Genomic DNA, 11,946 nt, shown 5'->3' with positions numbered 1-11,946 from the left:
TGTGTTTGTGGTCACCTCTGGGCCGGCTTTGTGACATGCACATGACTGACGAGAGGGAAGTGAGATCAAATTTGCAGCCGGGTATTCAGCCCCGTTTCAGCGGGCGAATCAGCATGCTTCCGTCATCGAAAGGGCAGCACGCGATTGGGCGGGCGGTGGCCGTCGATGAAGGTGCGGATGTTGATGATGACTTTGTCGCCCATGTCGATTCGGCCCTCGAGCGTGGCCGAACTCATATGGGGTAGGATCACCACCTTGCCCTCGTTGGCGAGCTTGACCAACTTCGGATTGACGGCCGGTTCGTTCTCGAACACGTCGAGGCCGGCACCGGCGATCTTGCCCTCGCGCAGGATCTTGATCAGCGCCGCTTCGTCGATAACATCGCCGCGCGCCGTGTTGACGATGTAGCTCGTCGGCTGCAGCAGCGCCAGGCGGCGGGCCGAAATCAGATGGTAAGTCGCAGGTGTCGACGGGCAATTGACCGAGACGATATCGACGCGGGCGAGCATCTGGTCGAGGCTGTCCCAATAGGTCGCCTCCAGCTCGTCCTCGGTCGCCGGATTGACGCGCTTGCGATTGTGATAGTGGATTGATAGGCCGAACGCCTTGGCGCGGCGGGCGACGGCGGTGCCGATCCGCCCCATGCCGACGATGCCGATGCGCTTGCCGTGAATGCGGCGACCGAGCATCCAGGTGGGCGACCATCCGGCCCATTCGCCGGGGTTGTCGGTCAGCACGCGCGCACCTTCCGCCAGTCGCCGCGGCACAGCGAGGATGAGCGCCATGGTCATATCGGCGGTGTCTTCGGTCAGCACATTCGGCGTATTGGTGACAGTGATGCCGCGGCGGGCGGCGGCCTCGACATCGATATGATCCGTGCCGTTTGAGAAGCTGGCAATCAACTTCATCTGCGGGCCGGCTTCTTCGATGATCTCGGCATCGATGCGGTCGGTGACGGTCGGCACCAGCACATCGACCGAGCGGACCGCCTCCATCAATTCGGCTTTGGTGCGCGGGCGATCATCGATGTTGAGCTCGGCATCGAAGAGTTCACGCATGCGCGTCTCCACCGCGTCAGGCAGTTTGCGCGTGACGTAGACCTTCGGTTTTTTCTTCGTCGTCATGGCGAGCGGCGATGCCTTGTTCAGATGTTCTTAACCAAGAAGCAGGATAATTTTCCCGTTCCGGGCATTTCTACCAGACCCGCAGGCGAAGACAAACAAAACTCGCTGACGCGATCCGAGGATTTGCCGCTCACCGGAGCGAAAGGTCGCCGGAATGGCGCCTTTGTCATGACGAACGAACGGAACTCCCATGCGTGGCAATGTCTTGAAGTCCTGCGCCATTTTCGCAATCGGCCTGATGATGGCCGCTGTGTCGGCCGATCTTGCCGTCGCCCAGGCCGCCAAGGGGCCGAGCGGCCTGCCGCTGCCGCGCTTCGTCACGCTGAAATCGAAGCGGGTCAATCTGCGCATCGGGCCGAGCGCGGATTATGCCGTATCATGGCTCTATCTCAAGCAGGGCCTGCCGGTCGAAATCATTCAAGAATACGATAATTGGCGCCGCGTACGCGATGCCGACGGCACGGAGGGCTGGGTCAACCAGTCGCTGCTGTCGGGCCAGCGCTCGGCGATCGCCGCACCCTGGATGAAGGGCAAGGGCAAGGCCGTGTTTGTCAACATGCGCCGTGAATCCCAGCCATCCGCCGCCGTCATCGCCAAGCTTCAGCCCGGCGTGATGATGAGCGTCAAGGAGTGCACGGGCGACTGGTGCCTCGTTACCGCCGATGGCACCGAGGGCTGGGTGGCACAATCGGAAATCTGGGGCGCCTACCCCGGCGAGGCGTTCAAGTAACGCATCACTCGGCGTTTTCACCGCATAAGCGATGGTACGGCTTTCCGGCACAATGATGTATCCGGTATGAGAAACGGAGACCGGCTATCTTGGCGTATGTGCTCGGCGTTCTTGGCGTTGCAATCGTTACGTTCACATCGACGAACATAGACGATATTTTCGTGCTTCTCGGCTTCTTTGCCGATCCGAAGTTCCGATTGAGGCAGATCATCATAGGCCAATATTTCGGTATCGGCGTTCTTTACGGCGTCAGCGCCATTGCCTCGTTGCTCGCTCTCGTCATTCCCGCAGCCTATATCGGCCTGCTCGGCCTTGCGCCGATCTATTTCGGCCTCGGCAGGCTATGGGAGCTCTGGAACGGCGGGGAGGCCGGCGACAATCCGGAAGATCACAGCAAGGTCTCGGCAGGACATGGAAACATCGTGGCGATCGCCTTGGTCACGATCGCCAATGGCGGCGACAATATCAGCGTCTATACGCCTCTCTTTGCGACACGCTCAGCCTATGAGGTGTTGGCCATCGGTTGCATCTTCGCAGTGCTGACGGCAGTCTGGCTGGGTGCAGCACATTCTCTCGTCAATCATCCGAAGCTCGGCGCACCGATCCGGCGACATGGACACAGGGTCGTGCCCTTCGTGCTGATCGCACTCGGCATCCTCATCCTCTATGAAGCGGGAACCGTAACGCTCTTTCGGTGATGAGCTTGCTTCGGCACTTCATAACAAAGCCGCCCCTGCAATCTGCCGGAGGCGGCTTCGATGATCTGCTGATAGAGACAGACTCCGTCAGAGAAGCCCGAATTCCTTGGCGGCTTCCGACAGCGACCGCATCGGCCGCGGGCCGATCTGCTCGATGACGATGGCAGCCGCAAGATTGCCGAGCTTGGCGCAGTCTTCCAGACCGCGGCCTTGCGTGTAGCCGAAGAGGAAGCCAGCCGCGAAAAGATCGCCTGCACCGGTCGTGTCAACACGCTCCTCGATCGGATGGGCATCGACGACATAGCGCTCATCGCCGCGCACGACGACTGCGCCATCCTTGCCCGTCGTCACGGCGGCGATCTTGCAATCGGCCGCGATCAGAGTCAGCGCCTTTTCAAAGTCGTCGGTCTCGTAGAGCGAGAGGGCTTCGTCACGATTGGCGAAGACGATATCGACGGTGCCGGAGCGCATGAGGTCGAGGAACTCGTGGCGGTAGCGGCCGACGCAGAAGCTGTCGGAGAGCGTCATCGACATTTCCCGGCCATTGGCATGAGCGATGCGGGCGCACTCGCGGATCGCTTCCTTGGCGCGTGGCGGATCCCAGAGATAGCCCTCGAAATAGGTTACCTTTGCATCGGCGACGACGTCTTCCTCGACATCTTCTGGACCCAGTTCGACGCAGGCGCCGAGATAGGTGTTCATGGAGCGCTCGCCATCCTCGGTGACGAAGATCATCGAACGGGCGGTCGGCGGGAAGGTGCCCTTCGCCTTGGTTTCGTAATGAACGCCCTGGGCGCGGATATCATGGGCGAAGATCTGGCCGAGCTGGTCTTCGGCAACCTTGCCGAAATAGGCAGCCTTGCCGCCGAAATTCGCGACACCGGCCGCCGTGTTGCCGGCGCTGCCGCCGGAGGCTTCCAGAGCCGGTCCCATGCGCGAATAGAGAAGCTCGGCGCGCTCGGCGTCTATGAGGTTCATCGCGGCTTTGGTGATCTTGTTGTCGATCAGAAACTGATCGTCGCAACGGGCGATAATGTCGACGATAGCATTGCCGACGGTCAGTACATCGAAGCGAGTCATCTATAGGAGGGTCCCGGATCCTGGTGATAGCCGGTATCCGGTATTATCGGTTTTTCTGAAGTTTTAAAGAAAAATCCGCGCGTAGGCGGCCAACTTGATTGCAATCAGTCATTTGCCTGTCACTTTCTATCTTTAAATGCTTATCACGCGACTGGGATGGGAAGCTCGAAAGACTTCCGAGCCAGTTTGGGAAGGAATGATGCCTTCCGCCTCACCGGTACGCGGGCCGACCACGGATGAACTGGCGGCATGTGCACCGGGGGGACTTCCCACCGGGGCGAGATCGACAAGAGCGGGCCAAGCCCGCTTTTTTTGTTTTGCGGGTTTCCAGCCCCGGGCAAGCTGCTACAAGTTTCGGGTCCAATTTCTCGAAATCACGAGCTTCATACCCGCGTGTCCGAAATCCTCACAGACGTTCTTCCCGTCTTCCTGCTCATTCTCGTCGGCTGGGTCATCGTCCGCACCGGCCTGTTGAAAGTCGACGTCGGTGAGGCGATGAGCGAGTTCGTCTTCAAGGTCGCGGTGCCACTCCTGCTGTTCCGGACCATCGCCGAAGCGGATTTTCGTGGTGCTTCGCCGTTTCGATTGTGGATCGCCTATTTCTCCGGCGTCGCCATCACTTGGACTGCCGGCCATATCGTCGCGACACGGCTCTTCGGGCGGGATGCGCGCATCGGCGTGCTCGCCGGTGTTTCCTCGGCTTTTGCCAATACGATCTTCATCGGCCTGCCGCTGGTTGGGCGCACGGTGGGGCCTGACGGCGTCATGGCGATGTCGATCCTGATCGCCGTGCATCTTCCAACGATGATGATCGCAGGCACGCTGCTGATGGAGCAGGCCGAGCGCAAGGAGAATGCCGGCGCCGGCCGCAGCACCGGCGAGTTGCTGCGTCAGGTCGGCAGCAATCTCCTGCGCAATCCGCTCGTCATCGGGCTTTTCTGCGGTCTCATCGTCCACCTGACCGGCCTTCCCATCCCCGCAACGCTCGGCACGGTCGTCGACAACATTGCCAACATCGCCGGCCCGGCTGCGCTGATTTCGCTCGGAATGGCGCTGCGTCAATATGGGCTGTCGGGCAATCTCGGCGTCACCAGCGTCATTGCCGCCTTCAAGCTTTTTCTGCTGCCGGCCTGCGTGCTGGCTGCCGGACTTCTTCTCGGCCTGAGCCCGGAATGGCGGGCCGCACTCGTCCTCACGGCCGCTGTTCCTACAGGTGTGAACGCGTGGCTGATTGCCAATCGCTTCGGCGTGGGCCACAGTCTCGCGGCCTCGACGATTACCTTGACGACAGCGCTCGGCGCATTCTCGGTATCGCTCTGGGCCTATCTGCTCGGATAACCGAGGCCGAAACCCGCCGATCGTAACGGCATCTCTCCGTTTTCGGAGAAGCAGGCAGGAAAATGGTCATATATTTTGCGCATCCCGGCCTTCCCACCCGGAGCGCAGCAAAGGATGGCACATGAATATTGCAGCTCCGCTCACCAATCCCGCGTCAGCCTATGCGCAGAAGGTCTTCGTGCTCCAAGGCGGCGGCGCGCTCGGCTCCTATCAGGCGGGTGCCTTCCAGGCGCTGAGAGAACAGAATATCGAGCCGGACTGGATCGCCGGCATCTCGATCGGCGCGATCAATGCCTCGATCATGGCCGGCAACGTGCCCGGCGAACGGCTCAAGGCGCTGAGCTCCTTTTGGAACAAGGTGACCGTGCATCTCCCCGTCGATCTACTGATGGAAGATCGCCGCGAGACCAACCCTTTCTATCGCTCGGTCAGCAGCTGGTGGGTATCGACCTTCGGCGTGCCCGGCTTCTTTTCCCCGTGGCAGCTCCCGGCCTGGTTCCAGACGCGCGGCTCAGCGGGCGCGACCAGCATCTACGATACGGAGCAATTGCGCCAGACGCTGCTAGATCACGTCGATTTCGACCGAATCAACCATGGCCCGGTGCGTTTGAGCCTCGGTGCCGTCAATGTACGCACCGGCAATTTTGCCTTTTTCGACAACAAGGAGATCAAGATCGGACCCGAGCACGTGATGGCGAGCGGCGCTTTGCCGCCGGGTTTTCCAGCGGTCAAGATCGGCCACGAGCATTACTGGGACGGTGGCCTCGTCTCGAACACGCCGCTCAGCTACGTCCTGCGCAATGGCGCCGATATCGATACGGTCGTCTTTCAGGTCGATCTCTTCAGCGCCGTCGGGCCGCTGCCGCAGGATCTGGAAGAGGTCGAGGAGCGGCGCAAGGACATCACCTATTCGAGCCGCACCCGGCTCAACACAGATCTCTTTCTGGAACGCCATCGCCTGCGGCGCGCAATATCGGAGCTCTATGCCCGCCTTCCCGAAGAGGCCAAAGCCGATCCGGAGATCAAGAAGCTGGAGCAACATTGCTCCGACTACGGCGTCACCATCATCCACCTGATCTACCGCAACAAGCAGTTCCGGTCGCATTCGAAGGATTACGAGTTTTCGGCGCTGTCCATGCACGAGCATTGGGAGGCCGGCTTGCGCGATGCCCGCAAGGCGCTGGTTGCCGAGGATTGGCGCATGCCGCCAAGCGCCGAGGACGGGTTGAAGGTGTTCGACCTCGATCAGCGGACGCGATCCCGCCGGCATTCAATCTAAGCGATCAACACAAAAACGCGGCCTGACGGCCGCGTTTTTCAATCGATCCGGTAATTGCCTCAGTTCGTGGCGGCCGGTGCGTTCGGGTCCGGCAGCGGCACCTGGGTATCGGCAAGCGTGCGCAGATAGGCGATCACGTTGGCGCGATCCTCTTCCTTCGGCAGGCCGGCAAAGCCCATTGCCGTTCCGGCGACGAATTTCTTCGGCGCGGCCAGGAAGTGATAGAGGTGATCATAGGTCCATTTTTCCGAACCGCCCTTGGAAAAATCCTTCATGCCGGACGAATAGGCGAAGCCTTCGTGCTCGGCGACCGGTCGGTCGACAATACCCCAGAGATCGGGGCCAACCTTGTTCGGACCACCCTTTTCCCCGGAATGACAGGCCTGACACTTCTTGAAGATCGTTTCGCCGACCTTGGCATCAGCCTTCTGAAGGAGCTGAGCGATCGGCGTATCCGGCTTGGCAGCCGCGCCCTTGTCACCGCCCGCAGCCGGTTCCTCGGTCGCGACGATGGCAAAACCGGGCTTTTCCGGCGCCTCTGAATGGAAAATAAATCCTGACGCGAGCGACACGGACTTCAACACGAACAGCGTGGCCAAAAGCGCCCCGACACCCATGTTCACGTAGGATGAATTCATCTGCTATGCTCCCCTCGCCGCCAGCATCCTCCGCTGGCCCATCTTGAATTCGCGCGAAACCTATGTCTTTTGGCTGTTTCTTGCAACTCTGTAAACGGTCTCCACCATGAGACGTTTTGACACTTTTCCCTCGGGAATAGAAGGCCCAACAATGACTGATTCAAATTTAGACAAGACGCTGGTCCTCATTCCCGCCCGCATGGCCTCCACGCGCCTGCCGGGCAAGCCGCTCGCGGATATTTGCGGTCTGCCGATGATCGTACAGGTTGCCAGGCGCGCGCGCGAGGCGGCGATCGGTCGCATCGTCGTCGCCGTCGACCATGAGGATACCTATGCCGCCGTCGCCAATGCCGGCTTTGATGTCGTGATGACCGGCAAGGATCATCAATCGGGCTCGGACCGCATCTACGAGGCGCTGCAGGCCGTCGATCCACAGGGCCGGGCCGAAATCATCGTCAATGTGCAGGGCGACCTGCCGACGATCGATCCCGAGACCATCCGCGCCTCGCTGCGCCCACTCGAAAACCCAGCCGTCGACATCGCCACGCTGACCGTCGAGATTAGGGACGAGGAAGAAAAGACGCTGCCGAGCGTCGTCAAGGTCGTCGGTTCGCCGATTTCCGAAAATCGCCTGCGCGCGCTCTATTTCACCCGTGCCACCGCACCCTACGGCAAGGGGCCACTCTATCACCATATCGGCCTCTACACCTATCGCCGCGCCGCGCTTGAGCGATTCGTCAAGGCCGGTCCGTCGCCGCTGGAGCGGCGCGAATCACTGGAGCAGTTGCGGGCACTGGAAGCCGGCATGCGCATCGATGTCGAGATCGTTGACACGATCCCGCTCGGTGTCGATACTCCCGCCGACCTCGAAAAGGCCAGACGCATCCTCTCCGCCGCTTCTCATTGACGGCATTCCCCCAAGGGCAGTCCCATGATTACCAAGACCAACAAGATCTCCTTCCAGGGCGAGTACGGCGCCAATTCCGATATGGCCAGCCGTGACATGTTCCCGACTATGGAACCGCTGCCCTGCCAGACCTTCGAGGATGCCCTCACCGCCATCGAGAACGGCGACGCCGATCTCGGCATGATCCCGATCGAAAACACGATCGCCGGCCGCGTCGCCGACATTCATCATCTGCTGCCGGAATCGCGCCTGCATATCGTCGGCGAATATTTCATGCCGATCCGCTTCCAGCTAATGGCGCTGCCCGGTGTCAAGAAGGAAGAGATCCGCACGGTCCACAGCCATATCCACGCGCTCGGACAATGCCGCAACATCGTGCGCGCCAATGGCTGGAAACCGGTCATTGCCGGCGATACGGCAGGGGCTGCCAAGCTGGTGCAGGAAACCGGCGACCGCAGCATGGCGGCGCTGGCGCCGCGGCTCGCGGCCGATCTCTACGGGCTGGAGATCATCGCCGAGAATGTCGAAGACACCGAAAATAACATGACGCGTTTCGTCATCCTGTCGCGCGATGAAGACTGGGCGGCACGCAGCTCGCCGGACGAAAAGATCGTCACCACTTTCGTCTTCAACGTCCGCAACATTCCCGCCGCGCTCTACAAGGCGCTCGGCGGCTTTGCCACCAACGGCATCAACATGACGAAGCTTGAGAGCTATCAGCTCGGCGGCCGTTTTGTCGCAACGCAATTCTATGCCGATATCGAGGGCCATCCCGCCGATGCGCATGTGCGCCGCGCCTTGGAAGAACTGCGCTTCTTCTCCGAAAAGGTCCGCATCCTCGGCGTCTACAAGGGGCACCCGACGCGGGGCGATCTCTAAGAAGGGTTATCGCGACACCATTGCGACGGGTTCCCCTCTCCCCTTAACGGGAAGAGGGTAGGGTTAGGGACAAATCGCGATCACAGCTTACTTATCCGGCTCACATACCCGAAGGCGATGGCCATCCGGATCGAGCACGACGAAGGTCGGGCCGAAATCCATGGTCGTCAGCTCCTGTGCGATCGGCAGGCCGCGTGCCTTCCAATCCCTGTAATGTTGCTCGACGGCCCCGGTGCCTTCGACCATGAAGCCCAATTCCCCGCGATTGCCGATGGCGGAGGGCTGTGGCTCGACGCTGCTGCGGCGCCAGAGACCGAGACTTAGGCCATTGTCGAGTGCGAAGGCCACGAAGTTCGGCGACGCGAATGCCGGCTCACGGCCGAAGAGATCGCGGTAGAACGGCGTACTTTCGCTGGGATCCTTGACATAGAAAATGATGAGGTTCGGGCTGGTCATGTGGATGGTCCTCTCGTTTGGGTGAATTTAAGGGCATGCGGATAAGAACCGGCGCACGGAGTAAAGTTCGCCGGGAGTGACTGTGTCATTGCCTGGTTGAATGCGTGCGGAGATGCGGTTCCAAAGCGCGTTGCACTCTTCGGATCAGCGTCTTGCGCTCTGATCTTTGATTATGCGCAGGTTGTCATCGCGAAAGTCGCGACGAGTGCCTCAGCGCATCCGATCTTCCTCTCGATACGGCTCACAGCCGTCGAGAAAGCCAAGATCCCGCTTCACGGAATCGGGCACTTCCTCAATATCGAGGCGATTCCAGCGGCGGCTGAAATAGCCGAGGGCGACCTCAGAGAGACGAGCGGGCCATGACTGATGCTTGCCTTTACGCGCCTCAATGCCGCCGCGATGCACATGTTGCGAAATGATGGAAACGTTGCCTGCCATGATCGGTCCTCCTTCCTGATTGAATGGACCCATTATAGCCGCCCCTACTGACAGTTTCTGGCAGTAGCGTTACGCTCCGAGATCAATTATGGGCCAGGCCCTCGCGCGCCTGCCATTCTCTTGCCAGAGCGACGCGACGGCGTGGGTAGCGCGCCTCGAGCACCGCGAAATCGACGATGCGATCGGCGCGGAAATGGCGGAAATCCTGACGCAGCTCGCACCAGGCCATGATGATGCGGGAATTGTCGAAATAGCCGAGCGCGAAGGGCCAGATGCGCCGGGTCGAGATGGCGCCGTTCACATCGCCATAGGTCAGCTGCACCATGCGCTCGGTCTGGATCGCCTTGCGCATCAGGGAAAGATCGGCCTTGTCTTCGGTGATGCGGCGCGTGCCGACGACTACGGCCGCCTGGTCGACCGCCTCGCGGAGGTCCGCGGGCAGCACGGCGGCAATCTTTGCGAGCGCATCGGTCCCGGCTGCCGCCAGACGAGCGTCGGTTGCGCGCGCCACCCATCTCGACCCCAGCACCAGCGCTTCGATCTCATCCTGGGAAAACATCATCGGCGGCAGCATGAAGCCGGGCTTCAGGACATAGCCGATCCCCGGTTCGCCCTCGATCATGGCGCCCTGCGATTGCAGGCTGGCGATATCGCGATAGAGCGTGCGCAGGCTGACGCCGGTTTCCTCCGCCAGAACGGCGCCGCTCACCGGACGACGATAGCGCCGCAGCGTCTGCAACAGCGTCAACAAGCGTTCGGAGCGGGCCATGGCAGGATAGTCCTAGCGCTTCCATTCCACCCAGTCGCGCATCAGGCGATGGGCGATGGCACCCTTGGGCGGAGAGGTATTGCCGGATGCCGAGACGCGGTCGAGCATGGCAAGCGTCTCTTCCGGGGTGAACCAGCGACAATCCTCAAGTTCGGCCTCATCCATATGGATTTCCAGCGACTTGGCTTCGGCATAGCAGCCGATCATAAGGGAATGCGGCATGGGCCAGGGCTGCGAGGCGTGATAGCGTACGCGGCCGATATGAATACCGGATTCCTCGAGCGTTTCGCGGCGCACCGCATTCTCGATGGTTTCGCCCGGTTCGACGAAACCGGCGAGACAGGAATACATGCCCGGCGCGAAATGATGGCTGCGGCCGAGCAGGCAGCGATTCCTTTCCTCGTCGATGCCAAGCATGATGACTACGGGATCGGTGCGCGGGAATATCACGTGTTCGCAGGCCGTGCAGACCCGCTTGTAGCCTCCGATCCGGTTTTCCATGACCGAGCCGCACCGACCGCAGAAGCGATTGTCGCCATTCCAGCGGAGGAGGCTCACGCCCTGCGCGGCTTCGCCGAGGATTTCGCCTTCGAGCAGAAGATCGCGCCAGAGAGAGCGCATGTCAGCCGGCTTGTACTGGCTGGCAAGCTCGTCTGGATTGACACGTACGGGCACGGCAAGCCGAGGCTCGCCGGTCTTACGATAACCGAGGAGAACGGCCTCATCCCAATTCGGATCGAGATCCTTCAACTCGTAACGGGCAAACAGAGGGTCGAGCACCTGGCCATCATGCTTCAAGACAAGCCGGTCCTGAGCGAAGGCCAGGATGTGCGTGCCTTCCTTGGCGAGCGCCTGCTTGATCGATTCCTCGTCGCGATGCTCGGCATCCCGGTTGAGCTGGTTTTCCGCGAAAGCGGTGAGACTGCTGGCTTCCGGATGCGGGGCATCCGAGGAAAAGATGGAATGGCTCATTGTGAAAGCGTTTCCCGCAACTTGGCTATGAGGCTGTTCATGTCTTCGTCCGAATAGGGTTCCGCCTTGCCATAGCCCCAGACGGGACCCGGCCAATTGGCATCACCTTCGAACCGCGCGATGACATGAACATGCAGCTGGCGGACGATATTTCCAAGTGCCCCGACATTGATTTTTGTTGCCCCCGTCACCGTCTTCAGGACGCTTGCGACCTTATCCGTTTCGAAGGTCAGCAAGATCCGGTCGAGGGGCGTCAGCTCGAAAACTTCCGATTTGTCGGGCCGGCGCGGGATCAACACGAGCCACGGCCAGCGGCGATCCTTCATCAGCCTGACGTCGCAAAGGCCAGTTATGGCGACGGAAACGCTGTCATTCGCAAGACGATCGTCGAGCGTAAACTCCTTCAAAGGGGCATCCTCCATTGTTTTATCAAATGTTTAGCAGTTTTTTTTGACCTTGGCTTGCTTTTGATGACGATATTGCCGATATGTGCATCCGGGAGGTTGGTGGTGGACGAGCCACTCGCCAACCGGGTCAGGTCCGGAAGGAAGCAGCCCTAACGAGCCCGGCACGGGTCATTCGTGCCAGCCTCCCACCCTTTCCGAAAGCAAGACCCGGCTTTCCGGGCAACAAGCAGG

Annotated in this window: 14 protein-coding genes and 1 other RNA gene; 7 read left to right on the top strand and 8 right to left on the bottom strand. The window is 60.6% G+C overall.

Features of this window, described 5'->3' with window-relative positions; genetic code table 11:
• Positions 1-122: 122 nt before the first annotated feature.
• Positions 123-1,124: a 2-hydroxyacid dehydrogenase gene (locus AC13QE_RS29545; protein ID WP_132721708.1), complete on the bottom strand. Its 1,002-nt coding sequence runs from the start codon at positions 1,122-1,124 to the stop codon at positions 123-125.
• A 190-nt stretch (positions 1,125-1,314) separates the two neighbouring features.
• Between AC13QE_RS29545 and AC13QE_RS29540 the strand changes: the two genes are divergently transcribed.
• A complete protein-coding gene (locus AC13QE_RS29540) occupies positions 1,315-1,854 on the top strand; it encodes an SH3 domain-containing protein (RefSeq protein ID WP_132721710.1) in 540 nt (179 codons plus the stop codon).
• A 98-nt stretch (positions 1,855-1,952) separates the two neighbouring features.
• Positions 1,953-2,552 carry a cadmium resistance transporter gene (locus AC13QE_RS29535; protein ID WP_488486411.1) on the top strand — a complete coding sequence of 200 codons (600 nt, stop codon included), beginning with the start codon at positions 1,953-1,955 and terminating at the stop codon, positions 2,550-2,552.
• 87 nt (positions 2,553-2,639) lie between these two features.
• On the opposite strand, the gene AC13QE_RS29530 is transcribed toward AC13QE_RS29535, so the two are convergent.
• Complete coding sequence (locus AC13QE_RS29530; RefSeq protein WP_488486399.1) at positions 2,640-3,632, bottom strand: adenosine kinase; 993 nt, start codon at positions 3,630-3,632, stop codon at positions 2,640-2,642.
• Positions 3,633-4,025: 393 nt separating this feature from the next.
• Here AC13QE_RS29530 and AC13QE_RS29525 point away from each other — a divergent pair, with 393 nt between their 5' ends.
• A complete protein-coding gene (locus tag AC13QE_RS29525; RefSeq protein WP_132721716.1) occupies positions 4,026-4,970 on the top strand; it encodes an AEC family transporter in 945 nt (314 codons plus the stop codon).
• A 121-nt stretch (positions 4,971-5,091) separates the two neighbouring features.
• Positions 5,092-6,249, top strand: a complete 1,158-nt coding sequence (locus AC13QE_RS29520; protein ID WP_488486398.1) for a patatin-like phospholipase family protein — start codon at positions 5,092-5,094, stop codon at positions 6,247-6,249.
• Positions 6,250-6,308: 59 nt separating this feature from the next.
• On the opposite strand, the gene AC13QE_RS29515 is transcribed toward AC13QE_RS29520, so the two are convergent.
• Positions 6,309-6,887: a c-type cytochrome gene (locus AC13QE_RS29515; protein ID WP_488486397.1), complete on the bottom strand. Its 579-nt coding sequence runs from the start codon at positions 6,885-6,887 to the stop codon at positions 6,309-6,311.
• A gap of 151 nt (positions 6,888-7,038) precedes the next feature.
• Between AC13QE_RS29515 and AC13QE_RS29510 the strand changes: the two genes are divergently transcribed.
• Together AC13QE_RS29510 and AC13QE_RS29505 are read left to right on the top strand one after the other, a co-directional pair.
• A complete protein-coding gene (locus AC13QE_RS29510; RefSeq protein ID WP_488486396.1) occupies positions 7,039-7,794 on the top strand; it encodes a 3-deoxy-manno-octulosonate cytidylyltransferase in 756 nt (251 codons plus the stop codon).
• Positions 7,795-7,818: 24 nt separating this feature from the next.
• Positions 7,819-8,673, top strand: coding sequence for a prephenate dehydratase (locus tag AC13QE_RS29505; protein ID WP_132721722.1), 855 nt, complete (start codon positions 7,819-7,821; stop codon positions 8,671-8,673).
• Between the two features lie 87 nt (positions 8,674-8,760).
• Here the strand turns inward: AC13QE_RS29505 and AC13QE_RS29500 are convergent, their stop codons facing one another.
• The 5 genes from AC13QE_RS29500 to AC13QE_RS29480 form a co-directional block, all read right to left on the bottom strand.
• The gene (locus AC13QE_RS29500) at positions 8,761-9,129 is read right to left on the bottom strand and encodes a VOC family protein (RefSeq protein WP_112338900.1); all 369 of its coding nucleotides are present in this window, start codon (positions 9,127-9,129) and stop codon (positions 8,761-8,763) included.
• Positions 9,130-9,339: 210 nt separating this feature from the next.
• Positions 9,340-9,567, bottom strand: a complete 228-nt coding sequence (locus tag AC13QE_RS29495) for a hypothetical protein (RefSeq protein ID WP_488486395.1) — start codon at positions 9,565-9,567, stop codon at positions 9,340-9,342.
• Positions 9,568-9,649: 82 nt separating this feature from the next.
• Positions 9,650-10,336 (bottom strand): helix-turn-helix transcriptional regulator, encoded by a 687-nt coding sequence (locus AC13QE_RS29490; RefSeq protein WP_112338899.1) that lies wholly within the window; start codon positions 10,334-10,336, stop codon positions 9,650-9,652.
• Positions 10,337-10,348: 12 nt separating this feature from the next.
• On the bottom strand, positions 10,349-11,308 hold the full coding sequence (gene nudC, locus AC13QE_RS29485) for an NAD(+) diphosphatase (RefSeq protein WP_488486394.1): 960 nt from the start codon (positions 11,306-11,308) through the stop codon (positions 10,349-10,351).
• Positions 11,305-11,715, bottom strand: coding sequence for an HIT family protein (locus AC13QE_RS29480; protein ID WP_132721726.1), 411 nt, complete (start codon positions 11,713-11,715; stop codon positions 11,305-11,307). The genes nudC and AC13QE_RS29480 overlap by 4 nt, the downstream gene beginning before the upstream one ends.
• Before the next feature lie 91 nt (positions 11,716-11,806).
• Between AC13QE_RS29480 and ffs the strand changes: the two genes are divergently transcribed.
• An RNA gene (gene ffs, locus AC13QE_RS29475) (signal recognition particle sRNA small type) lies at positions 11,807-11,904 on the top strand.
• Positions 11,905-11,946 lie beyond the last annotated feature (42 nt).

Source organism: Martinezella sp. CNPSo 3957, from assembly GCF_057784395.1.
This window is presented reverse-complemented; position numbering and strand designations above follow the sequence as displayed.